Origin of the sequence: Mesorhizobium sp. M0074, assembly GCF_040322975.1 — a bacterium.
GTDB lineage: Bacteria > Pseudomonadota > Alphaproteobacteria > Rhizobiales > Rhizobiaceae > Mesorhizobium.
The window spans coordinates 67,910-93,955 of record NZ_JAMYUM010000014.1; the positions used below are offsets into that span (position 1 = coordinate 67,910).

At 61.0% G+C, this 26,046-nt stretch carries 22 protein-coding genes and 2 pseudogenes; 15 read left to right on the plus strand and 9 right to left on the minus strand.

Going from position 1 to position 26,046, the window contains the following annotated elements; genetic code table 11:
- Nucleotides 1–466 precede the first annotated feature (466 nt).
- The 9 genes and pseudogenes from NKJ73_RS19610 (at nt 467) to NKJ73_RS34290 (ending at nt 9,299) form a co-directional block, all read left to right on the plus strand.
- Complete coding sequence (locus NKJ73_RS19610) at nt 467–934, plus strand: Ros/MucR family transcriptional regulator (RefSeq protein WP_352570698.1); 468 nt, start codon at nt 467–469, stop codon at nt 932–934.
- A gap of 828 nt (nt 935–1,762) precedes the next feature.
- Nucleotides 1,763–2,725 carry a LysR family transcriptional regulator gene (locus NKJ73_RS19615; protein ID WP_352570700.1) on the plus strand — a complete coding sequence of 321 codons (963 nt, stop codon included), beginning with the start codon at nt 1,763–1,765 and terminating at the stop codon, nt 2,723–2,725.
- 196 nt (nt 2,726–2,921) lie between these two features.
- Nucleotides 2,922–3,935 (plus strand): amino acid ABC transporter substrate-binding protein, encoded by a 1,014-nt coding sequence (locus NKJ73_RS19620; protein WP_352570702.1) that lies wholly within the window; start codon nt 2,922–2,924, stop codon nt 3,933–3,935.
- 70 nt (nt 3,936–4,005) lie between these two features.
- Entirely contained in the window at nt 4,006–5,193 is a 1,188-nt protein-coding gene (locus tag NKJ73_RS19625; protein WP_352570704.1) for an amino acid ABC transporter permease, read from the plus strand.
- Nucleotides 5,194–5,196: 3 nt separating this feature from the next.
- The gene (locus NKJ73_RS19630; protein WP_352570706.1) at nt 5,197–6,336 is read left to right on the plus strand and encodes an amino acid ABC transporter permease; all 1,140 of its coding nucleotides are present in this window, start codon (nt 5,197–5,199) and stop codon (nt 6,334–6,336) included.
- Between the two features lie 63 nt (nt 6,337–6,399).
- Nucleotides 6,400–7,128 carry an amino acid ABC transporter ATP-binding protein gene (locus NKJ73_RS19635; protein WP_502905393.1) on the plus strand — a complete coding sequence of 243 codons (729 nt, stop codon included), beginning with the start codon at nt 6,400–6,402 and terminating at the stop codon, nt 7,126–7,128.
- A 61-nt stretch (nt 7,129–7,189) separates the two neighbouring features.
- Nucleotides 7,190–8,422 (plus strand): MalY/PatB family protein, encoded by a 1,233-nt coding sequence (locus NKJ73_RS19640; protein ID WP_352570710.1) that lies wholly within the window; start codon nt 7,190–7,192, stop codon nt 8,420–8,422.
- Nucleotides 8,423–8,556: 134 nt separating this feature from the next.
- A pseudogene (locus tag NKJ73_RS34285) lies at nt 8,557–9,014 on the plus strand (aspartate/glutamate racemase family protein).
- An 84-nt stretch (nt 9,015–9,098) separates the two neighbouring features.
- The gene (locus NKJ73_RS34290; RefSeq protein ID WP_502905391.1) at nt 9,099–9,299 is read left to right on the plus strand and encodes a hypothetical protein; all 201 of its coding nucleotides are present in this window, start codon (nt 9,099–9,101) and stop codon (nt 9,297–9,299) included.
- 186 nt (nt 9,300–9,485) lie between these two features.
- Here the strand turns inward: NKJ73_RS34290 and NKJ73_RS19650 are convergent, their stop codons facing one another.
- Entirely contained in the window at nt 9,486–9,908 is a 423-nt protein-coding gene (locus tag NKJ73_RS19650) for a RidA family protein (RefSeq protein WP_352570834.1), read from the minus strand.
- A 59-nt stretch (nt 9,909–9,967) separates the two neighbouring features.
- Nucleotides 9,968–10,816, minus strand: coding sequence for an SDR family oxidoreductase (locus NKJ73_RS19655; RefSeq protein ID WP_352570712.1), 849 nt, complete (start codon nt 10,814–10,816; stop codon nt 9,968–9,970).
- Between the two features lie 98 nt (nt 10,817–10,914).
- On the opposite strand from NKJ73_RS19655, the gene NKJ73_RS19660 reads away from it, so the two are divergent.
- A complete protein-coding gene (locus tag NKJ73_RS19660) occupies nt 10,915–11,817 on the plus strand; it encodes a LysR family transcriptional regulator (protein WP_352570836.1) in 903 nt (300 codons plus the stop codon).
- Between the two features lie 312 nt (nt 11,818–12,129).
- On the plus strand, nt 12,130–12,450 hold the full coding sequence (locus NKJ73_RS19665) for a hypothetical protein (RefSeq protein WP_352570714.1): 321 nt from the start codon (nt 12,130–12,132) through the stop codon (nt 12,448–12,450).
- Between the two features lie 63 nt (nt 12,451–12,513).
- On the opposite strand, the gene NKJ73_RS19670 is transcribed toward NKJ73_RS19665, so the two are convergent.
- Genes NKJ73_RS19670 through NKJ73_RS19680 form a run of 3 tightly spaced genes read right to left on the minus strand, consistent with a single transcriptional unit; the run spans nt 12,514 to nt 15,609 of the window.
- Nucleotides 12,514–13,386 carry a carbohydrate ABC transporter permease gene (locus NKJ73_RS19670; RefSeq protein WP_352570716.1) on the minus strand — a complete coding sequence of 291 codons (873 nt, stop codon included), beginning with the start codon at nt 13,384–13,386 and terminating at the stop codon, nt 12,514–12,516.
- Nucleotides 13,383–14,273, minus strand: coding sequence for a carbohydrate ABC transporter permease (locus NKJ73_RS19675; protein WP_352570718.1), 891 nt, complete (start codon nt 14,271–14,273; stop codon nt 13,383–13,385). Before NKJ73_RS19675 ends, NKJ73_RS19670 begins: the two co-directional genes overlap by 4 nt.
- A gap of 43 nt (nt 14,274–14,316) precedes the next feature.
- Entirely contained in the window at nt 14,317–15,609 is a 1,293-nt protein-coding gene (locus NKJ73_RS19680) for an ABC transporter substrate-binding protein (protein ID WP_352570720.1), read from the minus strand.
- A gap of 446 nt (nt 15,610–16,055) precedes the next feature.
- Between NKJ73_RS19680 and NKJ73_RS19685 the strand changes: the two genes are divergently transcribed.
- From NKJ73_RS19685 to NKJ73_RS19695, 3 genes are read left to right on the plus strand one after another with little or no spacing between them, the layout of a single operon-like run.
- Entirely contained in the window at nt 16,056–16,931 is an 876-nt protein-coding gene (locus NKJ73_RS19685; protein ID WP_352570722.1) for an ROK family protein, read from the plus strand.
- Nucleotides 16,928–17,698, plus strand: coding sequence for a GntR family transcriptional regulator (locus NKJ73_RS19690; RefSeq protein ID WP_352570724.1), 771 nt, complete (start codon nt 16,928–16,930; stop codon nt 17,696–17,698). Before NKJ73_RS19685 ends, NKJ73_RS19690 begins: the two co-directional genes overlap by 4 nt.
- A gap of 37 nt (nt 17,699–17,735) precedes the next feature.
- Complete coding sequence (locus tag NKJ73_RS19695; RefSeq protein WP_352570726.1) at nt 17,736–18,527, plus strand: sugar isomerase domain-containing protein; 792 nt, start codon at nt 17,736–17,738, stop codon at nt 18,525–18,527.
- A gap of 92 nt (nt 18,528–18,619) precedes the next feature.
- Here NKJ73_RS19695 and NKJ73_RS19700 read toward each other — a convergent pair whose 3' ends face one another.
- The 4 genes from NKJ73_RS19700 to NKJ73_RS19715 form a co-directional block, all read right to left on the minus strand.
- Nucleotides 18,620–20,590 (minus strand): CHASE2 domain-containing protein, encoded by a 1,971-nt coding sequence (locus tag NKJ73_RS19700; protein WP_352570728.1) that lies wholly within the window; start codon nt 20,588–20,590, stop codon nt 18,620–18,622.
- A gap of 90 nt (nt 20,591–20,680) precedes the next feature.
- Nucleotides 20,681–21,505, minus strand: coding sequence for a FecR family protein (locus NKJ73_RS19705; RefSeq protein ID WP_023678725.1), 825 nt, complete (start codon nt 21,503–21,505; stop codon nt 20,681–20,683).
- Nucleotides 21,502–22,776: a tetratricopeptide repeat protein gene (locus tag NKJ73_RS19710; protein ID WP_352570731.1), complete on the minus strand. Its 1,275-nt coding sequence runs from the start codon at nt 22,774–22,776 to the stop codon at nt 21,502–21,504. Before NKJ73_RS19710 ends, NKJ73_RS19705 begins: the two co-directional genes overlap by 4 nt.
- 489 nt (nt 22,777–23,265) lie before the next feature.
- Nucleotides 23,266–24,453, minus strand: coding sequence for a magnesium transporter (locus tag NKJ73_RS19715; protein ID WP_352570733.1), 1,188 nt, complete (start codon nt 24,451–24,453; stop codon nt 23,266–23,268).
- Nucleotides 24,454–25,142: 689 nt separating this feature from the next.
- Here NKJ73_RS19715 and NKJ73_RS19720 point away from each other — a divergent pair.
- A pseudogene (locus tag NKJ73_RS19720) lies at nt 25,143–26,031 on the plus strand (TIM barrel protein); the annotation flags it as partial.
- Between the last annotated feature and the right edge of the window lie 15 nt (nt 26,032–26,046).

Genomic DNA, 26,046 nt, shown 5'->3' on the forward strand with positions numbered 1-26,046 from the left:
CGGCGCCAGGAACGGCGCGCAAGAAGACAGAGAGCAATTAGCAGGTGGCCCGCGGAGCGCGCGACTCAATGGAAGGGCATGGGTGTCACCCCACCAAAGCTGGTGCAGAACTGCGACGAAGCGAAAGGCCCACCACGTCTGGGCATTGTTCCGCTCCGAGGCTTCATCATGGCTCTTTGATAATGGCAGGAGCAATCAAGGTGCTCATTGTCAGGTATCGCGCAATTCGTATAGGCCGCATGGTTCTTGTTGCAGAGTTCTTTGAAGGCGGACTCTGCTTCCCGCGGGATCGTCTTCTCGTACTCACGCCATTTAGGGAGGCAGCCTTTGTCCCCGGGGAGCTTCGTATAGGTCGGGCAGCCCTGGCGGCCGGCCGATGATCCCGATTATTTCGTTCTGTGGACCTGCTTCTTGCGCGATCCGAGTTTCCCCCATACGAAAGCGGACTTGCAATAGGAGTTGATGAATGACCGAAGAGAAGAATCGCCAGAACGCGGAATTGATGGAATTGACCGCGGATATTGTCGCGGCGTTTGTCCAAAATAACGCAGTGCCCGTAGCAGGCCTGCCCGATCTGATTTCTTCGGTAAACTCCGCTCTCGTTAGCTTAGTCAAGCCAGCTGAAGTTGAGCAGCCAACACAGAACCCTGCGGTCAATCCCAAAAAGTCTGTGTTTCCCGACCACATCATTTCGTTGGAAAACGGGCGCAAGTTCAAGTCGATGAAACGGCACTTGGGCTTGCTTGGCATGACGCCTGACGAGTATCGAGCCAAGTGGGGGTTGGCGCGGGACTATCCTATGGTGGCACCAAGCTACGCAGCACAGCGATCGGAGCTGGCGAAGTCGATCGGACTTGGTCGCAAGGCAGGCGCAAAAATGCCCGCCAAGAAGCCCCCGGCCAAGAAGGTAGCAGCCAAGCGGGTGAAGGCCTAAGACCCAGCCTCAGGCAAGCGGACCAATGCGATGACACGCCAATCATTGCCGAAGAGCTTGAAAGCGCGGCCGATCGCATCGCAGACATTTCGCGCGCGGATCTGCAGATCATTCTACGTCGCGCTGCATTGATGCTCAAAAATATGACAGGCGTGCCGCTGGAACCGGCAACTGATGACGGCTCTGAAGTCCATTGCTGCTGAAATGAGAGTCGGCGGATCAGACCTACTTCAGGTCATCTTGTGCGAGTGGCTCGAAACAACGCGATCCCGGGGGGGGGGGCAGGAATTGGTAATTCGTTTCCGACGCTTGGTCGAAATCAGATGGGAACGACGGGTTATCTGGAGAGACCAGAGCGAAGCGCTCCCGTCCATTCACTGTCCTCATCGAATTCACGTACCGGGAGTAAGACGCGACTTCGACACATCGGCGAACGGATCAAAAGCTGCCCCCCGTTTATGGCAGTGACAGCGACTTTTCCGACGGGAAGCTCACGGACCCGCAGGTTCTGGCGCGGGCCGGGCAGGCGGTGGACCAGTTCGCCACCCTGGTTTCGGCACGGCAGCCGAAGCGCCAACAGGTCAGTCTGGCCTCAGCCTAAGGGGCAGCGAGTCGTAGACGTCCCTGGTCCTTAGGTTCGCCAGACCATACGAGAGAATGCGAAGGAAATGGGTTGGCGAACCCTCCGCTAACGTATTGATTTCCCAATAGGGAACGTTGACCCTGCAGGTCGAAGGGTCGCATTTGTTCGCCATGGCATCGTTCCTCCGGCGCGCTGAAAACGATGTTAGCATGCGGGCGAGGCATGATGAAAACGGGGAAGGTCTCATGAGTTTCGATGATATCGATCTCAATTTGCTGAGAGTGTTCGACGTGATGATGCGTGAAAGGAACGTAACGCGCGCAGCTGCCGAATTGGGAAGAACACAATCAGCTGTAAGTCATTCCCTATCAAAACTTCGGTATTTATTGCAGGACGAATTGTTCACGAGAGACGGGGGCGAAATGCGACCAACCCCTCGGGCAGTGGAGTTGCTGTCAGATATTTCTGCTGCGCTGGCTACGATCCGCGCGTCGATCGACCGGCATCAGATCTTCAATCCAGCAACGACGCGACGCAACTTTCGCGTGGGACTCACTGACTATCACGCCATGATATTCATCCCAGGGCTCATTCGAGAATTTTCGAGGCAAGCGCCTGGCGCGACGCTGAACGTCATTCCCGCAAACGGACCCGAAATCGGTTCATCGGTCTATTTGAGACAAGTCGACTGTGCACTGACGGGAGCGGCAATACGCGACGACCCAGGTCTCTTGAAGGTGGAGCTTGGCCAGGATCGATTGTTTTGCGCGGTGTGGAGTGGAAGCAAGATCGCCAGGAACGCAATGACACTGGAAACATATTTGGCCAGTTCTCACCTGCAGATTTCCGCAGATGGTCTGGCAGAAGGCCTCGCGGATGCCGCCCTCAAGCAGCATGGTCTCCGGCGCAATGTCGTTGCGACCATCTCGAATTATCTGGTGCTGCCCTGGGCGCTTCGCGGCACTGAACTGATTACTCATTGCGGCGATGCAATCCTGCAAATGCTGGACGAGAGGAGTGAGGTGACGTTGGTCCCGCCGCCCCTTCCCGTATCGAATGTGAATGCCTGGCTCATTGTTCACCGCCAGATGGCGAATGACCCGGGTACCAAATGGCTCCGGGAAATAATCATGAGCATCTACAACGAGTCGCGGACCGAGAGAGACCAAGGGTCAACCGTCGGAGCACCGGGGTTGGCTGCACCATAGGTCGCGCGCGCCGTCGCTCATTCGATTAGCCCGCCCCAAGCAAACTAGCCCGATCAGCACTCAAGCTCCCTTTCACCCGAGAGCGAGTGCCTCCTCAATTATGAATGACGCTCATTTTCGCAATGAGAACAGTCAATTTGACGAATACTTAGGCTTGAGAGCACAGTCCCTTCAACAAAAACAGGGGAATACCGAAATGAGATCGATGTTCAAGGGCTTTCTTGCCCTCGCTATCGCGTGCACTGCCTCCTCGGCGTGGTCCGCAACCCTCGACAATGTCAAAAAGAATGGAGTGCTCACATGCGGCACGAACTCGGCGACGGCCGGCTTCAGCCTTCCCGACAATGAAGGCAAATGGACCGGATTTGTGGTCGACTATTGTCGCGCCCTGGCCGCTGCCGTGCTCGGGGACGCGCAAAAGGTTAAGTTCATCCCATTGACGCCAAAAGATCGCTTCACCGCCTTGCAGTCGGGGGAGATCGACATTCTTGCACACAACGCAACATGGACATCGTCGCGCGATACGTCTCTCGGCATACTTTTTGCGGGGACGTACTTCTATGACGGTCAGGGATTTATGGTGCGCAAGGCGGACAACATCACATCAGCCAAGGGGCTCGAGGGCGCATCGATTTGCGTCACCCAGGGCACCACGACCGAGTTGAACCTTGCCGACTATTTTCGCTCGCAGTCGATCAAGTACACCACGGTTGGTTTCGCCGACGAGGAAGCCGTCGTTAAGGCTTACGAGGAAGGGCGTTGCGACGTCCTGTCGGCAGACACCTCCACCTTGAACGCATCGCGGCTTCGCATGGCCAAGCCGGACGACAGCATCGTTCTTCCCGAACGGATCTCCAAGGAGCCGCTTGGCCCGGCAGTGCGGCAGGGAGACGACCAGTGGTTCAATGTGGCGAAATGGACGCTTTACGTCATGGTGGCCGCCGAAGAATACGGGATCGCCTCCAAAAACGTCGATGCAATGAAATCGTCGGACAATCCCAGCATCCGCCGTTTGCTCGGCGTTGAAGGTACCATAGGCAAAGACATCGGGCTCGCCGACAACTGGCCGGTCGAGGTGATCAAGCAGGTTGGCAACTATGGTGAAGTCTTCGATCGCAACATCGGCAAGGATTCACCGCTGAAAATGGAGCGCGGCATGAACGCGCTCTGGAACAAAGGCGGCGTTCAGTACGCTCCGCCGATTCGCTAGGCAAAGCATGGTTGCAAGGCGCTGGCGCGTTACCGCCAGCGCCTTGCACAGATCCCGATAGGAACACGCCATGTCCGATTTGTCGCTTCCAGCGCCCTCGCGCAGGAGCCTATCGCTGCACGATACGAAAGTGCGCGGCGTTTTCTACCAGCTCTTGCTCGCAGGTTGCCTGTTGGCTTTGGCCCTGGGCATCGGCATGCAGACCGCATCGAATATGCGGGTCCGGGGGATTCGGCTCTCATTCGATTTTTGGGGTGAGGCTGCCGGCTTCGACATCAATCAAACCCTGATACCGTACGATGCACTATCCACCTACGGTCAGGCGTTCTGGGTGGGAGTGGTCAACACCCTCTACGTCAGCTTCCTCGCAATCTTGCTGGCCACCTTGCTTGGCTTCGTCATCGGCGTTGCCCGCCTCTCGCCGAACTGGATCGTTTCGAAGGTGGCGACCGCCTATGTCGAGCTTGTGCGCAATGTCCCGTTATTGCTGCAGCTGCTGTTCTGGTACAACGCCGTCCTCAAGCCGCTGCCTTCCCCGAAGGCGTCCATCGCCATCCCCGGCGGCATCTACCTAAACAATCGCGGTCTCATCATTCCGGAGATCCAGTTGCATCCGGGAGCGGGGCTGGTGGGCCTGGCATTCGTGGCGGCCATTTCCTGCTGTGTTGCATTCTGGTTTCGCGCCAGGAGCGTCCAGAGACGGACAGGCAAGCAGTTGCCGGTGCTTTTGCTCAGTCTGGCGACCTTGATAGGTTTTCCGCTGATCGTGTTCCTGGTGGCTGGCGAGCCGGTCTCGTTCGTCGCGCCGCAGTTGCGCGGCTTCAATTTTCAAGGCGGGCATCAGCTCTATCCGGAGTTTGCCGCTCTCCTGATCGCTCTGTCGGTCTACACCGGTTCATACATTGCCGAGATCGTCCGAGGTGGCATCCAGGCAGTGCCAAAGGGCCAGAGCGAGGCGGCCTATGCGCTGGGGCTGGCGCCGGGCAAGACACTTCGCCTGGTCGTCGTTCCCCAGGCGCTGCGTATCATCATCCCGCCTTTGACAAGCCAGTATCTCAATCTCATCAAGAACTCGTCGCTTGCGGTGTTCATCGGCTATCCCGACCTCGTTCAGATCTTTGCCGGGACGGTACTCAACCAGACCGGCGCCGCCGTCCAGGTCATGGCGATCACCTTGTCCGTCTATCTCGTTATCTCCCTTGCCACGTCGTTGGCCATGAACGCGTGTAACCGACATTTTGCGATCGTCGAGAGGTGACGCATGAGCGATCAGTCCATGCATTCGCCAGTTGTCAGCAGCGCGCTCATACCAGCGATGGCGCCCCCCGCTGACGTTTGGCCGGGTCCAGTGACCTGGATGAAAAAGAATCTGTTTTCGACGCCGTCTTCAGGCGCGCTGACAATATGCTTTATCCTCTTCGCCGTGTGGCTGCTGCGTCACTTTCTGAGCTTTGCGATCTTCGACGCGGTCTGGAGCGGCGGTCGCGAGGCTTGCCGCACGAACAGCCAAGGAGCTTGCTGGCCTTTCATTGCCGAGAAGTTCGATTACCTGCGATACGGCGCGTACCCGGCTTCCGAGCGGTGGCGCGTTGATCTCGCACAGGCTATCGGCACCATCCTCATCGTTTGGCTCCTGTGGACGAAGGCTCCGCGGCGCAAAGTGGCGGCGTTGCTATTCTTCGTTGTCTACCCCGTTGCCGCGTTCGTTCTCGTGCGCGGGGTCGCCTGGCTCCATTTGTCTGTCATCGATACGACGCTCTGGGGCGGTCTCCTGATCACGCTGCTGATGTCGATTGTGGGCATCGTCTTCTCGCTTCCGATCGGGGTTATCCTGGCGCTTGGACGCAGGTCCGAACTGCCTTTCGTCAAGGCGGTTTGCGTCACATTCATCGAAGTCGTCCGGGGCGTGCCGTTTATCACGGTATTGTTCATGGCGAACTTCATGATGCCGCTCTTCGTCCCGGACTATCTGACGCCTGATCGTCTCCTGCGCCCGCTCATGGCGATAGCGCTGTTCTCGTCCGCCTATATGGCCGAAGTTGTGAGGGCCGGCCTTCAGGCGATCCCGAAAGGCCAATACGAAGCAGCGAACGCGCTCGGGATCAGCTACTTCAACATGATGCGCCTGATCGTCCTTCCCCAGGCGTTGACGATCGTCATACCGAGCATCGTCTCGACCTTAATCGGTCTGTTCAAAGACACGACTCTGGTCGCCATCGTCGGCATCGCCGATTTCCTGAGGGCCGTCGAAACGGCGCGCGTCGATCCGAACTGGGCAGGCCCGACGATCTCCTCAACCGGCTACCTCTTTGCGGGACTGGTCTACTGGGGATTTTGCTTCGGCATGTCCCGTTACTCGCAATCGATGGAGCGCCAGTTGGCGCGCGGCCATAAATCTTAGGACGCGACGATGATGCCACAAGCAATGTACGCATCGACGAAGGGACAGCCCTTCAACAAGGCGATGGCCATTGAACTGCGTGACGTCAACAAATGGTTCGGTTCATACCATGCGCTCAGGAACATCAACCTGTCGGTGCCACAGGGGCAGCGCATTGTGATCTGCGGCCCCTCGGGGTCGGGCAAATCGACGATGATCCGGTGCGTCAACCATCTCGAGGAGCATCAGTCGGGCGAGATCATCGTCGACGGCAAAGCGGTAACCGGGGATCTGCGCAAGATCGACGAAGTTCGCAGCAACGTCGGGATGGTTTTCCAGCACTTCAATCTGTTTCCCCATCTTACGGTGCTTGAGAATTGCACCCTTGCGCCGGTGTGGGTGAGAAACATGCCGCGGATGGCGGCCGAGGAATTGGCGCGCCACTATCTGGAGCGAGTCAAAATTGCGGAGAAGGCGGACAGCTACCCAGGGCAGCTGTCAGGCGGCCAGCAGCAACGCGCCGCGATAGCCCGGGCTCTCTGCATGAACCCAAAGATCGTGCTCTTCGACGAGCCAACCTCTGCCCTCGATCCGGAGATGGTCAAGGAAGTGCTGGACACGATGGTGTCGCTCGCCAGCGAGGGCATGACGATGCTGTGCGTGACGCATGAGATGGGCTTCGCGCGGGAGGTGGCCGATCGCGTGGTGTTCATGGACCGCGGGGAGATCGTCGAGACCAACACGCCCCATCAGTTCTTCACCAACTCTAGGTCGGAACGGGCGCGGCAGTTTCTGGCGCAAATCCTCAAGTAGGGCCGTCCGCAGAGGCAAAGCGGCCCTGGCCGTGGCAATAGATTTTTCAGGTGATTATCACATGGCTTGTGCAGACACGCCCGCATCGGCGGTTGGGCAACGAAATATTGCGGGAATAGATTTCGACCAAATCCACGACCGCCAGCAATTCGGATCCGTCAAATGGGCCAACCAGTGGGACGAGTTCTCTCCTCGGGTCGAAGGCCAGGACCTGCTGTCCCTATGGACGGCGGATATGGATTTCCGGGCCCCGGAAACCGTCATCGCGCGGCTGCGCGAGGCCGCGGACCATGGCATCTACGGCTACACACGACGCGATCCGCGCCACTATGAGATCGTGCAATCGTGGTTCACACGCCGGCACAATTGGTCACCGAAACTGGAGACCCTCCTTCCCGCGCCGGCGATCATGCCGTCTGTGGCTGCGATATTGCGAACCTTCACGAAGCCCGGTGACGGCGTCATTGTGCAGTCGCCCGTGTACTCGCCCTATTTCGAAGTGGTCCAGGGAAACGGGCGGGCTCTGCTCACGAACCAGCTGAGGCTGCAGAACAACAGGTATGAGCTCGATCTGGAGGACTTCGAGAAACTGGCGGCCGGCGGCGCCAAGGCGTTCCTGCTGTGCAATCCTCACAACCCTGCCGGAATGGCCTGGACACGAGAAGAATTGTCGGCGCTGAACGACATTTGTGAGCGCCATGGGATCTTGGTCATATCCGACGACATTCACTGCGACATAAGGCTGTCGGATCGTCCCCACATCGTCTTCTCCTCCATCTCGGACGATGCCGCAGAGAAGTCGTTCATCTGCACCGCTCCAACGAAGACTTTCAACCTCGCCGGGGTGCCTTCGGCAACCATTGCGGTGGCGAGCAAAAAGCGCCGCGAGCAGCTTCTTGCCGCGATGCAGGCCTCCTTCATGGTGAATGCAAACTTTTTCGGCCGCCTGGCCCTGGAGGTTGCCTACAGCACCGGCGCGCCCTGGCTCGATCAACTCACACCCTACATCGCCAGCAACATTGATCTGGTTTGTGACTTCGCCGGCGAATACCTTCCAGGCATTACGCCCATGCGGCCCGACGCATCGTTTCTGGTGTGGTTGGACGCGTGCGCGCTCGATCGTAGAGTGGGTGGAATTCAGAAGTTCTTTGTCGATCAGGCCGGGGTCAATCTGTATGACGGCCGCGTCTATGGGCCTGGCGGCGAAGGTTTCATCCGCCTGAATGTCGGCTGCCCGCGTCCTCTGCTGCGCCGAGGGCTGGAGCGGATGTCCAGCGCGCTGGTATCCTTGTGACTGAGCGGAACCAAGCCAGGATGCCCCGAATGCGAATTGCCATCATCAATCCCAACACGACCGCTTCGATGACCAGGGGGATCGTCGCAGCCGCCATGGCGGTGGCAGGCCCAGGGACGAGATAGTGGGCATGCATGCCAACGGCTGGACCTGAAGCGATCGAAGGGCCATTTGACGGTGCACTCTCCGTACCGGGCCTGCTCAAGCAGGTGGTCGCGGCGGAAATGGACAATGTCGACGCCCATATCATTGCCTGCTTAGACGATACGGGTCTCGACGCGGCAAGGGCCATCGCTACCAAGCCCGTCATTGGTATAGGCAAGGCTTCGCTTCATCCGTCAGCCTTGTCGCTCACAGCTTCTGTCTCGTGACCACTCTGTCGCGTTCCGCGCCACTGATTGAAGACAACATTCGCCGTTACGGGTTCTCCCATCGCTTCCGGCGCGTGCTTGCCTCCGACATCCCGGTCCTCGAGTTGGAGAGATCTGAAAGTGGTGCCTCCGAACGAATTTCGGAGCTCATACGCGAAGGTGGAGGCATAGGCTGCTTTGGCGCCGAGCTGGAGGTGGTCTCCGACCGATCGCCGAACTGATCACCCGGAATACACCGATGATCATGCTCGGCATGAGCGCCGGCCCAAATGCCGACGCGCAGTATTTGTTCAGCGAGGACATGCTTGGCCACACCGCTGGCCACAGGCCGCGCCAAGACCTACCGCAACTTCGCCGCCGAATATGAGCGGCTGCAACGCGAGCGTATTGCCGCCTATCGCGAGCTCATATCCGACGTGCAGACGGGCGCTTATCCCGAGCCGCAGCACGTGGTCCCGATCACAGATGAAGAGTTCTCGACCTTCAGCACCGCTCTCGAATTTTAGAAAGCCAAGATACACAACAGGCTGCGAGATTCCCTTGCGGTACGCTGACCAAACGAACCTAATCTGTTTGGTCAGTTCACGATCTCGGTTCTCGCAGGTGGAGGTCAGCTATCTCCGCTCCGGACACAAAAGCTGACAGGCTGCCTTCGGCCCCAAATAGCCAATACAGAACTGCAGGGCGAGCGATCAGCGCTTGTCCGCCGGCTGGCTGCTCGTCGTCGAAGGGATGCGGGCGATGACCTTGATCTCGAAATCGAAGCCCGCAAGCCAATTGACGCCCACTGCGGCCCAGTTCGGGTAGGGAGGTGCACCGATTTCTTCCGCTCGGACGGCCAGAACTGTCTCGATCTGTTCGTCCGGGTTAGTGTGGAACGTTGTGACGTCGACGACGTCGTCGAAGCTGCACCCGGCGGCCGCCAAGACCGCGCGCAGATTGGCGAAGGCCCGTCGAACCTGATCCTCGAATACGGGCTCGGGCGAGCCGTCCTCACGGCTCCCGACCTGACCCGACACGAAGAGAAGATCGCCGGACCGAATGGCTGCGGAATAGCGGTGGATATCGTATAACGCGTGCCGGTTGGCCGGGTAGACGGCGTCACGTGTAGGCATCTCATGTTCCTTTCTGACTTGATAAGAGGTGGGCACGAGCAGCGGGCCAGAGCCGGGGGTCACAGCCGCGCCAACTCCTCGTCTGTGAAATCCGCCGCAACCGCGATGTCATTCTGCCGGTCGAGCTCCTCGATGCGTCCGCCGAGTGCCTTGCGGATGCCGGCATAGGCCTCGGCACCGAGCACCAGCCGTTTCGGGAGCGGACCATCCTGATCGGCAAGCCTGATCATTGCGTCCGTCATGCGGTCGGGGTCGCCCTTGATCACCCATGAGACACCCAGCGCGTCGCGGATCTGACCGGCGGGTGTTCCATCATAGGCCGCGAGCGGCTTGGTCCGCGCGAGATGGCCGCCGAACCCGGTCCGCGCCGGCCCGGGTTCCACAAGGCTGAATTCGATGCCGAAGGGAGCAGCCTCCTGCGCCACGGATTCGACGAACCCCTCGATACCCCACTTGGTCGCGTGATAGAGGCTGAAAGCCGGATAGGCGATCTGGCCCCCCTCGCTCGACACCTGTAGAATCCGGCCGCCACCCTGGCTGCGCAGATGCGGCAACGCCGCCTGGATGAGCGTGATCGAGCCGATGAGATTGGTGTCGACGATGTCCCGAACCTGCACATCGCCAGCCTCTTCCGCCGCGCCGAGCAGGCCATAGCCAGCATTGCTGACGACGATGTCGATCCGAGCGGATGCCGCGAAGGCCCGGTCGACCGCGGCGCGGACCGAGCTCTGGTCCTTGAGGTCCATTGCGACGATGCGGAGCCGATCGGGGTAACTTGCACGCAGGTCGGGAAGTGCGTCCTCGCTGCGGCTGGCACCGACGACGCGGTCTCCCCTGATCAGGGCCTTCTCCGCCAGCAGCCGGCCTAGACCGGAAGACACACCCGTTATGAGCCAGGTCTTTTCCATTTTCTCATTTCTCCAATTGATCCAGGCAGGAGATAGGGCAATCGCATTGCGCGCATTAGCCGTTGAAGTCGGCATGGGATAATGCAAAATCCCCATCAATGCCCCGCCCGTCGCTCAACGATCTCACCGCCTTCGTCGCCGTTGCCACACACCGTAGCTTCCTCCGCGCAGCGGACGAGATCGGCACGGCACCTTCCACATTGAGCCATGCGATGCGTGCGCTCGAGGAACGCATGGGCGTGCGACTTCTGAACCGCACCACACGCAGCGTCTCGCCGACAGAAGCCGGGTTCCGGTTGCTCGACCGTCTTCAGCCGGCGCTCGCCTCGCTGGACGAGGCGCTCGACAGCGTCGCGGGGTTCCGGGGCAATGTCGCAGGAACGGTCCGCCTCAACGCACCGCGATTGGTGGCCGGGCTTCTCGTTCGCGCGGTTCTTCCGCGGATGGCGGAGCGCCATCCGAACGTGACCGTGGACATCGTCGTCGAGGGACGGCTCATCGATATCGTGTCCAGCGGGTTCGATGCCGGCGTGCGCCTCATCACATCAATTCCCAAAGACATGATCGCCGTGCCGTTTGCACGCGCGTTGACGTTCATCTGTATCGCGTCGCCCGCCTATCTCGATCGCTTCGGGGAGCCGGGAACGCCCGAGGAATTGCAACGCCACCATTGCATCGGCCACCGTATGCCCAGCGGCAAGCTCTATCGATGGGAGTTCGAACGCGCAGGCCAGGAACTGGTGATCGGGGCAAACGGCCCCATCGTCCTTGATGACGAGGAACTGATGGTCGAAGCCGCAATAGAGGGTCTGGGCATCGCCTATGTGGCGGATTGGGCCGCCGAAGCGGCGTTGTCCGATGGCCGGCTACGCAAGGTCCTGACCGCGTGGACGCCAGCACCGGAAGAAGTTGCGGTCTACTACCCCGGACATCGAGCCGTGCCGCCCGCCCTGCGGGCTTTTCTCGATGTTGTAAAGGACCTGCGGAAGAAAGAACCCTAACCAGATCAACGAAGCCGACGCCCTCGCGCGGAACAGCCGCAGCGGGGCGAAGCGAACAGCTGAAGATCGCGGTCCTGCTCTGACCCAGCTCGCGTCGCATGAGTTCGAGCAACTATTCGAGCGAGAGCTTCTCGCGGGGGCGCAAATTCCTCGATCGGGGCTAGTTTCCCGAGATGAGGCAGGTCACCGCCCGCATCGGGCGATGCCGCCAGATCGGTGTAGATGCCGGCGATGATGCGTTAGAGCTCGACCATTGGCTGGGGTCAGCACGTCCTTCCCGCGATAGTCGTCGAAGGGTGGGGGATCACTTTCTTGCTCACCTGGAACAGCGCCTCCCTTACCGCCTGCTCGGCAAGCAGGACGCGCTCCGTCGAAAAGGTGCGGTACGAAAATATTCGCCAGATCGACGAGACGGTCCGACTCCCGTTAAACGCAGCGTCCAATCACTACCTTCCCGTGACCTTCCGAACGTCTGCAAACGAGCAGGGCCGCGCCGCTTTTCTGGAAGCTGTGAAAACGGCCTGGGGCAAGTACCAAGCGTGCGATTCACTAGTTGCAGCTAACGTGGTGGAGGCATTCGCGGCCAGTTGTACTGATGAACTGATGGCTCTCAGAACGCGATCATCTGCTTAGCTCCGTTCAGCGCACCAGCGCGTCCCGATGACAGCCAGACGGATGCCGGCAGTGCCGCCGACGCTATCCCTTGACCGCCGGGCCGACGATCGAATCCACAAAGAAGCGCTGCAGGAAGACGAAGAGCACCAGTGGCGGGAGCACGGCAAGCGTCGCGCCAGCCATCACCAGTCCCGTGTTGAGAGCGCCTCGATTGTAGCTGAGCAGGCGACTAAGGCTGATGACGATCGGATATTCGTGTGCATTGCCCTGTAGAACGGTCAGCGGCCAGAGATAGCTATTCCAGTGATAGACGAAGGCAAACAGCGCCAGTGCCGCGATTGCCGGCGCCACGCTCGGCGCGACGATCTTGAACAGGATCAGGAGTTCCGACGCCCCATCCATCCGCGCTGCGTCGATCAGATCGTCGGGCACGCCGGCTATAAACTGGCGCATCAGGAAAATGCCGAACGCATTGGCGAGATTGGGCACGATAATACCGGCAAGGCTGGCGTTCAGGCCGATTGATCCGACGAGACGGTAAAGCGGGATCAGCGTGACGATCGGCGGCAGGAACATGGTGGCGATCAGCACCGAAAACAGCAGTGAGCGGCCGGGAAAGTGATGCTTGGCGAAGGCGTAGCCAGCCATCATGCTGGTGACCAGAATGCCGGCGGTGGTGATCGTGGCGATCACGAGCGAATTCCACATCGAGCGGCCGACATTGATGACGCCGGACACTTTCTCGTACGCTTCGAGGGTCGGCGTGCGCGGTATCCACACCGGCGGCACCTGCATGGTTTCGGCCGGCGTTTTCAGGCTGGAGAGCACCATCCACAACAGCGGGAAGGCGGAGGCCACGGCAACCAGCAGCATCAGCGTGGCGAGCAGCGCTCCGCGGCCCGCCAGGCGTTTGCGCGCCAACCGGCTCGATGCTGAGCGGCCCGGCGCGCTCATTCGTCATCCTTCCGGTTGGCGAATGCAAACAGCGCACACACAATGACGATCAGCGCCAGCATCAGCATCACTGCCATGGCCGAGCCCAGCCCGCCTTGTGCCCGCTCGATGCCGACTCGGCGGATATGGTAGGTCAGCACGTTGGTCGAGCCGACCGGCCCGCCTTGGGTGATCAGCGCCACCGGCTCGAACACCTGCACGGCATTGATGATGGCAATGACGGCGCTGAACAAGAGCGTGCGGCTCAATAGCGGCAAGGTGATGAAGCGGAACTGTTCGCGCCGGTTGGCGCCGTCAAGCGTCGCCGCCTCGTAAAGACTGCCTGGGATCTGGGTCAGCCCGGCAACGGCCAGCACCGTAAAATAGCCGATCTGCTGCCAGACATTGAGGACGACGATCGAGATCAACGCCGATCTTGGCGAGGACAACCAGAGTTGCGGGCCGATGCCGGCGACACCGAGCACCTGGTTGAGCGGCCCCTCGCTCGGCGAATAGAGCTTCGACCAGACCAGCGTCACGGCGATCATCGGCACCATGTAGGTGGAAAACAACACGGTCCGCAGCGCCGTGCCGCCTGCGACATCGCGCTGGTGGACCATCAAGCCGAACACTACCGAAAGGGGCAGGATGAGCATCACCGACAATACCGTGTAGATGGCGGTGTTGAGCAGCGCTCGCTTGAAATCCCGCCCGACCGAGGTCGGCCCGAATATTTGGCGAAAATTGTCGAAGCCGATGAAGCTCGCATTGGAAAAAGGCGTCTGCGTCGACCAGTCCTGGAATGACAGCCAGATGGTGAGCAGCATCGGCAGCAGAATGAAAACGCCGATCAGTGTCACGGCGGGCGCCAGCATGATGCCCGCCGAGGCACGATAGGTCTTGATCATCGCTCTGCTTCCAAAGCGTCGGGCTCTCGAAACAGCGCCTTCGCTATTTGGCGGCACGCTCCAGGATCGAGACGGCATCGGCCTGCGCGTTCGCCTGCGCATCCTTGGCCGAGAGCTGCCCATACTGCAACGCCTCGAGCGTCTGCTGCAGCGATTCGCTGAACTCCTGGCCGCCCGGGACGACAGGGAAGGGCTTGGCGTCGGCAAGCACGCTGACATAGCCGGACAGGAACTCGGAACCGAGCTTGTCCTCATGGGCTTCGATGTCGGAGGTCCGCGTCGGCAAGATGCCCATCGACATCAGAATATCCGACATTGCCGATGCGCCGTTCTTGCCGGACTTCGGACTGTTCAGCCATACCAGGAAATCCCATGCCGCTTTTTGTTCGGCCTGACCGGCATTGGCGTTGACGACGGTCATCCATGAATAGGAGATCGAGTGCGGCTTGTCGCCGCTCGGACCGACCGGGATGGGTGCGGTGGCGATATTGGAGAACTTGTCGCCCATGCCTCCCTTCAATGCGCTTTCCCACCAGTTGGCCATGATGATCATGCCGGTCTTGCCGGAGACGAAATTGTCTAGGAAGGGGCCGGTTGTATTGGCGTCGGCCGTGGCCATCGCCGGATCGCTGGCGCCGGACTTGATCAGGTCCTCGTAAAGCTGGAAAGTCTCGCCGGCTTGAGGACTGTCGAGCATCGGTTTGCCGTCCTTGACCAGCTCGCCGCCATTGGAGACCAGCAGCGAGGCGAAGGGATGGACGACGCCCGCCGCCCAGGAATTGATCATGCCGAAGCCTTGCTGGCCGGCATCTTTCCTGGTCAGCTTCTGGGCCGCATCCTTCAATTCGGACCAGGTCTTCGGCGCGGCTGTGATGCCTGCCCGTTTGAACAGCTCCTTGTTGTAGTTCAGCGCATAGACGTCGATCTCGTTTGGAATGCCGTAAAGCGTGGCGCCAACAGAGGCCGCACTGACGACACCGGCCGGCCACGCACTCTTGACCTCGCCGGCAACCGCATCGGGGGCCGGCGCGACCAGCTTGTCTCGCGCCAGTTCGGGCAGCCACAAATCATAGATGCCGCCGATCGTCGGCCCGTCCGAGCTGCCGCCCTGGGAACGCAGTGTCGTCAGGAGATCGCCGAAGGGGACGGCGCGCACGGTGACGGTCACATCCGGATTGCTCTTGGTGTAGTCCTTGGCCGCGGCGTCCAGCAAAGCGACCGTTTCGGGCGACCAGTGGGTCAGATAGGAGATGTTGACCGATTGGGCCCAACCAATGGTGGGCGAGGCCACCAACCCTGCAGCCAGTGCCAGTTTCGAAATCCAAGCCAAAGACATCCGACCCTCCGCATAGCCACACAGCGATGTCCATGACGTTATGACAACTTGAAGCAACGATGCAAGCGCTATCTTCGTGGAGAGCTCCCGCCGGTGTTGCGACGTTTTCTCACTGCGGTCCACAAAGCATGCGATATTATATTGTAAAAACAAGTAATTATCTGATACAGTTCGAGAAGATTCTCCCCTGCCGGCCATGCCCGAACATACTGCAAGGCTCTTGCGAACAAAGTCATGTCGTTATAATGACACTTAGCCGCCCAAAGGAAGCCGATGTCGAATGGGAGACGGAGCATGGTTCATCGACACGCTGCGCTCAGCCCGATCGGCTTTGGCGCCGCGTGCACCGGGGTCTGTACGGCACTGCCGACCAGAGCCGACGACACCGTGGCGTCGTGGATCTGGCGCTCCGAGGACCGGGCGGTGGCCAGTCGGAGCCGCTCTCGATGACACGCGTTCTCGCCATTGATCTCGGCGGCACCAATTTGCGCGCCGCAATCCATAGCGGCGATGTTCGCTGGCTGGAGATGCTGAGCCGCGAGCCTGCGCCGGCAAGCCTTGATGCCTTCGTCGCCCGTATCGGCGCGTTGCGTGCCGAGGCCGGTCCGGTCGAGGCACTTGGCCTGGCGGTGCCGGGGCTTGTAGAGGGCTCCGTCTGCCGTTGGGTTCCGAACCTGCCCTATCTCGACGGTATCGACATCGCGGCATTGTTTCCTCGTCTGCGCTTGTCCGTTGGCAATGACGCACAGATCGCCATGTTGGCCGAAGCGGTCGAAGGCGCTGCAAAGGGCCTGTCCGATGCCATCCTGCTGGCGATCGGCACCGGCATCGGCTCCGCCGTTCTGGCCAATAATCGCATCGTTGCAGGCGCACGGGGCGGCGCCTGCTCATTCGGCTGGGCCTGCGCCGACATCGAGGATGAAGGCGAGGACCGCAGCGGCTGGCTGGAGCGCTTCGCTTCCGGGCGGGCGTTCGACGCCGCGGCGCGCCAGATCGGGCTGGCCAATGGCGGCAGGCTGGTCGAGGCGGCCCGGGCTGGCAACACGGCCGCACTTGACGCCTTGGAGCTGCCGGCGCGCCGGCTGGGCACTGCCCTTGCGGGTGCGGTCGCGTTGCTCGATCCGCAGGCGATCCTGATTTCCGGCGGCCTTGCCGATGCGCTGGACGTGGTAGGGCCGCCGCTGCTTTCGGCTTTGCAGCGTCATCTGCCGCCGCATCTGCGCGATGTCGTTCTGCGGTCCGGCGAATTCGGCTCCCGCGCCGGTCTCGTCGGCGCCTCGCTGGCCGGTCTCGCCGGAGCACAGTGGAGGCAGATTAGATGAGCCAAGCGAGCTTTCAGCAACCCGACCGCAGAAGGCCCGAGCCGCTCTGGTATCAGGTGGAAGAGGCCATCCGCGCCATCGTCAAGAGTGGCGAGTGGGCGACTGGCGACCAGATTCCGGCCGAAGACAGACTGTGCGCCCTGTTCGGGGTGAGCCGCATCACGCTGCGCCACGCGCTGCGCAATCTGGAGGAGCACGGGCTGCTAAGGCGCGAACATGGCCGTGGCACCTTCGTGCGCTCCACCACGCTGGTCGCCGGCACCCGCGAATTGACCAGCTTCACGCAGGAAATGGGCAATATGGGCGTGGTCGCCGGCTCGCGCTTGCTCGACTGCAGCCTGACCACCGCCAATGCGGCCGCGGCCGGAGCGCTGGAGATCGAGGAGGGCGACCCGGTGGTGCGCATCCGGCGGCTCAGGCTCGGCAACAACGAACCGATCGGTATTCAGACTGCGCAACTCTCGGCCGCGCGCGTGCCCGGCTTTCTCGATGCCGGCCTGTTGCAGGGCTCGCTCTACGAAGCGTTGGAACGCCATTACGGCATCGTGCCGGTCGCGGCGCGCGAAAACTACCGTGTTGGCGCTGTCGGGGCGGCGGATGCCGAGTTGCTCGATCTGCCTGCGGGGAGTCCCGCTTTCGTGGTCGAGCGCATCACCACCGACGAGCGTGGCCCGTTCGAATTCACCGTCTCGGTCATGCGTGGCGACCGCTATGAAATCCGCTCGACGCTGCGCGCCGGCCGCGCCCCGCCAAACGCAAGAAGCTGAGCCATTACCGAAGCCGACACATAACAGGAGTATCCACGTGTCCGATCTTTACATACCTCGCCTTGCCGCCCTCATCGAACAGGCGTCGAAAGCCAATGCCGAAGCCTTTGGCGTGGCGGCCAGCCGCTTTGCCGACACGCTCGAGAGCGGCGGGTTGGTTCATCTTTACGGCTCGGGCCACTCGGTGTTGCCGGTCCAGGAAGTGTTTCCGCGCTACGGCAGCTATGTCGGTTTTAATCCGCTGACCGACCCGCGCGTCATGTGGCACAACGTGCTCGGCGCCGGTGGCGTGCGCGAACTTCTGTGGCTGGAGCGAACCGAGAAATACGCCGAGAAATTCCTAGACCACCAGCCACTGAACAAAGGCGATTCGATCATCATCTTCGGCCACAGCGGCCGCAATTCGTCGGGCATCGACACGGCGCTCTATGCGAAAAAACGCGGCATCTTCGTCGTCGCGGTGACCAGCAAGAACAATCTCGACAAGCCGGCGACACACTCTTCCGGCAAACGGCTTGCCGATGCCGCCGACCTTGTCATCGACACCTGCTCGCCGATCGAGGATGCCATCGTGCCGGTCGAGGGCTGGAGCCGGCCGGTCTCCGGTTCGTCGACCGTGCTTGCCATGATCCTGGCGCATGAGCTCATCGCCCGCACCGCCGAGGCGCTTTCGAAACGCGGCATCGAACTGCCGGTTTTTGCCTCGCCGACAATTGCCGGCGTCACACTGCACGACACCGACGTCATCTATGGCGTCTATCGCGAGAAAATGCTCGAGGCACAAAGGAAGCATCTGCCGACGTTCCAGGCGACCATGCGCGGCGAATGAGAAACAGGCGACGCTGCCCAAATTGCGAGGCCTCCCGAAACGGGTAGTCAGGTCGCGATACCGGGCGGCCCGCCGCGATCCGCTGGATCCGGTCAGCGTGTGCTTCGGGTTCGGGGTGCAAGATCAGGCGGTGCCATTTGCACGGATGGCGGCGAACCAACCACCACGGCAGGGGCGCCAGATTGCTCACCACGTTGGCTCTCTTCTTCGCGGCTCATACTTTGGTGAGCAGCTTGCATCTCCGGAACGGTGAAAACCGGCACCTCGCCCTTGAAACCCTGGAGCTCAAAGGCGCCCGCCTGGACGACCGGCATCGATGCTCCTTCGGCAAAGCCGGGGCCAAGCACCAGGGGGACGCCCAGCTTCTTGGTCGTCGACTCGAGCCGTGCCGTGCGGTTCACCGGGGAGCCGATCGCGGTGTAATCGAAGCGCCGTTCGGAGCCGAAATTGCCTACCGAGCAAATGCCCGTCTCGATGGCGACGCCGATTGCGATGGAGGGGTGGCCGTCCGCGCTGAAGGCGGCGTCTTCACGCTTCACCCGTTCGATCAGGGCAAGCCCCGCGTCGAGCGCGCGCTCGCGATGGTCCGGCTGATCAAGCGGCGCGTTCCAGAAGGCGAGCACCGCATCGCCCATGAACTTGTCGATGGTGCCGTCGCGCTTGAGGATCTCATCGGTCGCAATGCCGAGGAAGTGGTTGACCACCTTGGCGATTTCCTGGGTATCGAGTTGTTCGCTCATCGTCGTGAAGCCGCGTATGTCGCTGAGCAGAATTGTGATCTCGCGCTTCTCGCCGGACAGGATCGCTTCGGTGTCCGAGCTTGCGAGGCGCTGCACCACGGAGGGCGACAGATACTGCGAGAATTGCCGTGCCAGGGTGGACCGGCGCTGCTCGCTGCGCCTGTAGAGGACATAGCCTTCGAAGCCCGCAACCATGATCGTTGCAAGCGCCGGCTGCAGCGGGTCATAGAGTGCACCCTGCAGACTGTATTCGAGAGCGCCGAACACGAACGGCGTGACGGCCAGCAGCGCCAGAGCCAGGGCACCAAGCACGACACGCCCGGCGAGCACTCCGGAAAGCCCGATGAAAACGATGGCGCCGAGGACAAACCAGAGCCGCTCAAGCGTACGTGCGTGCGTTGGCTCTGCAAGGTAGCGCCCGGCAAGCAACTGGGCGATTGCATCGGCGTGGATGTCCGCGCCTGGTCGCGCTGGACGCGTCGGGGTGGGCAGATACTGCGTCAGTCCCACGGCCGACAGATCGACAATAGCGATGGCCTCCCGCAGCCGCGGATCGCCATGGCCCGAAAGGATAGTGCTGGCAGATATACGCGGCGTATCGGTGGCGGTTTCCCAGAGGCGGATGCTCCCCTCCGGCTCGAGCGGCACAATGGCGCCGGCCATCCTGAGTGCGTCGAACCCGGCTGCATTCATCCGGGCTATGTAACCGTCCTGTTCGGCGTAAAGGCGCAGGAGCTCGAGTGCGAAGGACGGCCACAGCTGCACGCCTTGAGCGGTGTTGCGAAGCCACAGCAGCGGCACATGGCGCAGTACGCCGTCGGGATCGGGCAAGGTGCGAATCACGCCGAGGCCCGCGGCGGCGTTAGAGAATTCGGCAAGCGAGCCGGTCAGGCCGGTGAAGCCGGGAAGTGTGTCGGGTACCTGCCCGACGATCGACCAGCCGGCTTTGGGTTCTGCTTCTGAAACCGTCGCCTCATTGCCTAGGCTGACGGCAAGCGCCGTTCGATTTTTGGCCAGCGCCGCTGCCAGGCGCTTGTCTCCCGCGATGCCCTCAGGCGAGGTGTCGGCCTCGGGGAGTACCAGCGCAAGCCCGATCACCGCCGCGCCGGATTCGGTGATGCCATCGACCAGATCGGCCAAGAGGCCACGGTTCCAGGGCCATCGCCCATGTGCCTTGAGGCTGGCGTCGTCTATCGAGACGATCACGACAGGATTGCTCGTCGCCTGGCGTGGGGCGAGAAACTGGTAGAAGTCGTACGTCCGCTCACGTAGGCGCGACAACGGCCCGTCAAAAGCCAAATGGCAAGCGAGCAGCAGGAGCACGACCGCAAGGCCGGATATTTTGCGCCTGCCAGCTTGCCGCCAATCAGCCCAGCGCCAACCGACCAAGAGGCTCATGTCGTGCGGCCAGGCCTAATTGCAGTAGTAGCAGCAACCCTCACCCTCACACTCGCCCTTATCCACGCCCCCGCCCACAGGTGGCGTTAGGCTGTCGGGGAACTCCATGACCACTCCTGGCAATGCGCCGTCCGTGGACTCGCAGACTTTGAGCGAGCCGCCGAGTGCCGACGCACAAATCGCGCTTACGTCCAATCCAGGACCCGGTGCGCCTGGCAGGCCGGTGCCGGCTATCCGGTCGATGCTGTCCAATATCGGGAAGGTGTCGATTCCGCCGTAGCCGGTCAGCAGCTTGCCATCTTCCGATGTGCAGGCGTAGCCCGGGTTTGTGATGACCAGCCGTTTGCCATTGATCGTGCAGGTCATGCGACCGGCGCGCAGTATGCCGACGGTCTGGCCGGCTGCCACCAGCACTTCGATGATGCCGCCTCTCGCCCCGAGCACCATGTGCGGCGTCGCAACCTGCATGACGCCCCCTTTCGAAACCTGGCCGCCATAAAAACGGGCCAGGCCGCTGTTCATCCCGATGTCGATCTTTCCCGATCCGGAGCCCGGATTGTAGACGAATTCATCGATCGTCAGGCTGGTGTTCGGACCAATCTTGGCGCTCGATTCATCCCGGAACACCAGCATTCCAAGACCGGTGGGATTGCTGCGCAGCTGGTCGCCGAGTTCGACGCCGGCACCAACGTTCATTGTCCCGCCGTTGTTGCGGACGATGTTGGTCTGGTAGGCCGTCATCGACCCGACCGTCTCAGCGGCGGATGGTGCCGCGAAGGCAAGGCAGGCGATAAAAATGGCGATCTGACGGTATGGGGTCCTCATCGCGGCCTCTTTCAATTGAGCGTCAACGTATAGCTCATGAGCATTTCGAACGATTTTCGGTCGCGGTTGGCGATGTCGAAGTTGGTTTCGCGATAGGCGAGATCGACGCTGATCTTCTGCGCCTCCGTCAGCTGAAAATCGCTTTCGGACGCAATGCGCCAGAAGTCGCTCTTGATATTTGTGCCGATGCCGACAGACAGATCGGGAGTGTCGCTGTGGCCGGCCGAGAAGGCGATCTGGTGCGACCATGCGAAAAGATCCGGCACATTCATCAACAGGCCGCCATAGCGGACCTCGCCCGTGTAGCTGCGGCCGATTTCGCCAGATCCGGAAGCGAAGTCATTCGAGCCGACAAAGCGCAGTCCGAGCGCCTGGCCATTGCGGAAGCGGTAGCTGCCGCCCGCCTCATAGAAGACCCTGCTATCGGCGAAAATGCCTTGCGAGGCGCTTAGATCGATGTAGCCGCCACCGGCGAAGAGCGTCGTCTCAACCGTCGGGCGAACGAGGAAGCGTCCACTGACGCCGATGCCGGTCTCGTGGATATCGCTGTCGAAACGATCCGTAACTGCGAACGCCGAAAGCAGCAGGCGCAGCGAATCGATCCCACTGTTGGGCAAGCCCTTGTCCCAGGTGATTGCGGCGTTGCCGTGGATAAAAGTCTTCTCGCTACCCGGAACCGACAGGTCTTCCGTGAAAAAGCGCTGTGTCGCAGTCAACGACCCCGAAAGGACGAGAGCGTCGGCGCTTGGCGTGCCGAGGTCCCACCGGACAAAGCCTTCCGCCCGCCCATAGGGCGAGACGAAGCTGTCGTCGTCCTGCGCCCCGCCGGGCTCAAAATCGGTAAATGCGCTGAACACGCCGCCGGTCAGGGCGAGTTCCCAGGTGACGCCACGCAACGCGCGCTCGATGCGGGCGAGCAGGCGAACGGCTTCCTGCTGCTCACTTGCGGTCAGACCGCCGACTTCGATGCCGTACTGCACCTGCCGCCGGGCCAATTCATAGGAGCCGACATGATAGTACAATCGGCTGGCCGCCAGTCGGGCGCGCGCATCGCGGGGATATTTGATCAGATACTGCTCGATTGAGGAGATCGCCTGATCGTATTGTCCTGCGTTGACGGCAACTGTGACGAACTGGGCGAGCGTTCCGTTGTCGGCCGGACTGGCGATGCGGGCCGAAAACGCATCGTCATAGGCCGAAAAAAGACCCTGCGCGCCGGCCGGCAATACGCCGGTACAAAGCAGCGCCGCGGCGCAGCCGACGATCGTTCGAAACGAAGATTGCATGCCGAGAACCCACCCCAAGCCCGACCAGTGCAAAGGACTTAGCACGACCACAAGAAAAAAAGCGACTGAACTTTGACGAAATCGTTCGAGTTTTCAACAGCTGTTGCAGCCGCGCAACAAACCGTCGGAGTTATTCGTATTGCGGCTGCGCTGGTTGTAAAAAATATTCTCAGCGTTGCAGTAAAAAGTGAAGTATTCGGCACCAGAGGCAACTAACTCAAACCATTAGCAGTCGTGGATTGCACAGCCAACAAGATTAGTATTGTTTGCGCGATTCTGCGCGTATCTGGTCACTAAATGAGCCCATCAAGTTCACCCACGGCTCATCCAAAGGTCTTCCGTGGCAGTGCGCAAGCGGTTGGAGAGCTGCCGGGAGGTGCTTCTCACGACGCGTGCGCGATGCGGCACGGCTCTTGCTATTTCATTGAACGCGACGAGGTCAGCTTATCGCCCCCGACTCCCAGGGAACGCGTCACCGGACGCGTCTTGCTACAGCACGAGCATGGTGGCCAGCCCCAGCATCAGGCCCATGCCTACAATATCGGTCACGGTGGTGAGGAAGATCGCCGAAGCGACCGCCGGATCGGCGCCGACCCGGCGCAGGCCCAACGGGATCAGCACGCCGGAGATTCCGGACATGAGGCATGATGCGGACATGGCGAGCAGGATCACAAGTGCCAGCATGGGCGCCTGGGCCGCCGACTCCGGTTGCCGCGAGGCGTAGAACCACATCGCCGCAGCCGCAACAAGGCCGACGAGCACGCCGTTGGCGATCCCGAGCGCGCCCTCCCGCATCACCAGGTGCAGCTTCGGTCGTTTGTCCACATCCCCCAGGGCAAGGCCACGCAGCGTCATCGCCAGTGCCTGGCAGCCGGTATTTCCGCTCTGCCCAGCCAAGACCGGGAGGAACGCTGCCAAGGCGACGATCTTCTCGATCGTGCCTGTGAATGAACTGACCACGAAAGCGGCCATGAAGGCCGTCAGCAGGTTCAGCTGCAGCCACGGATGACGCTTCAAGAAAGCTGAAAACAGCGGCGTAAAAGAACGCTCCTCCTTCTGGACACCCACCATCTGGCCAGACTGGGCAGAAATCTCGATGATTTGCTGCTCGAACAGCCGCCAACCTCGAACCTGCCCGAGCAGCCGGTTGTCCGCGTCCACCACGGGATAGACAGGGTAGTGACGGCGTACCGCCGCCTTGCAGGCGTCGCTCAAAGAGAGACCGACGTTAAGGGCGAACGGCTTTGGCAGCATGATCTGATCGACCATCGCGTCCGGTTCGCTCAGCATCAGATCGCGCAGGACCACCAGGCCAACCAATTTATCGCCCCCGTCCGTGACGTAGAGATAAGTGAGCTCGGTCGGCAGCTGGGCGCGTCTGACCGCCTCCACTGCGGCGGCTACCGTCGTCGCGACAGGAACGCTGGCGGGAATCGGGTCCATCAGTTCGATGAGCGAATCGGGGATCACGAAATCCTTGCCACCGGTATCAGGCTTGATAGGCCTCATATGCGCTGGCAAATGCTCCGCCACCTTGCGGGCGTGCCCATCCGGCAACAATTTTAGTGTGTCCCGGATGAACTCGGGAGACTCTCGGGCAAGCAATTCAGCCGCGTCATCAGGTGCTCGAGCGCGCAGCGTGCGCACCAGCTTCTCAACGTCGTTCTCTTCCTTCATCTGCCGCCGCCCCGTTGCTAGTGTCTTGCCTCTGACAGTATGACACGGATCGGATCGCTCTGTCTGGCGCGCAGTGGCCCAAGCGCCTCGCTCCGGAAGTCTTCGCCTCTCGGCGCGCCTAGTGGACCGAGCCCAGACAGATCTGAGCCATTGCGGGGTGCATACAGGCGGGCTGTAACGTCTGCGTGTCGCCGAGAATTTACCGTGTTGCGAACTTCACCGATCTTTTGTTGGGCTCCTGCGAGCACGCCGCACCAATGAAACTTAAACCCGGAAACTCTGCAGAGGCAGTGCCTCCGGCGTTCGAATTGATTTGCCTCATCCGGCGCATCTTGCCAGTTCCACCAGCTCTGGAGGCGGATGAATTCGCCAGGATGTACAAGGTGATCTGCGTGAAACCGTAATTTAGCCTGAGAAAGGGATTCTCTGTATGAAGTGTGTCAGGAACGAGAGGTGCTCTTGAGAGCTTACAGGTTTGGGGGCAGGCAGTCTGATTTATGAGACTCGAGCTCGTCGCGGTCCGATCCGAGTTAATGTAGGCCCACTGATCACAGCGGTAGACCGCTCGATCGCACCTGGGGGCGAACGAAACTCGTTTCGAGAGTGGCATCGGTTCGGCAATTGCCCTCTCACCTGGCAGTGATCCGGACGGCCTGGGATTCCTGGCCGCCCGTCATCGGGGGATGCATATGAGCAACATTATCGCCCCAGGTTTTAACTCAATTTCTGCCAATGCCGGGTTGGAGAGCCTTGCGGCGGACTTTCGCAGCTTTGCCGATATGGCGTCGAAGCCGTCGAACTGGGACTGACGACCCTCGACCTCATAGCAAGGTGGCCGTGTCATCCCTGAGAGAGCCGAGAGACTTGTCGCGCTGACTGGCCAATTCGATTTCCGCTACACGGTTCATGGTGTCGTCTTTTCGAACCTCATGGACCCGGCGGTCTGCCGCTACCAGATTGATGCCACCAAGGCCTTGGTCGAACTGTGCGATCGGATCGATCCGCGCCTCCTTGTCCGGCATAGCGGGCATTTTCGCGCCGACCAGGTCCTCGAACGTGCCGGTGCCGAGCAACGCGAACGCGAAGCGTTGTTCGAGCTCGCCGAGTTCAGCAAGCCCTATGGTGTGCGCATCGCCTTCGAGAACCTCTTCGCCATGGAACCGGGTCAGTGCCGGCAGACCCCGGCCGAGGTGGCGCAGACGGTAGAAGGCGGTCGGCCATCCCAACCTGGTGGCGCTCATCGATTTCAGCCACGCCTATATTGAATCCACCCATCGCGGCCTGAACTTCCGCGAGCAGCTGCGGACCATGGCGCCGGTGGCAGGGCACCTGCATGTCCATGACTCCTTCGGGTTGCCCGCGGGGCTTCCACAGAACCTACCTCCCGCAGGGTGCAGCTCTGGGTATAGGCGACCTGCACGTGCCGCTCGGCTGGGGCGATATCGAATGGGATGACATCTCCATTGAGCTGGCCTTCTTGCCGGGGATCGCCCTCATTATGGAAATCGGACCCCGCTGTTGCAATGAGCAGCCCGGATGCCTGGCCGGGCAAAAAATCTCATCGCCTTGAACAATGCGCTGAGCGCGGAGCGG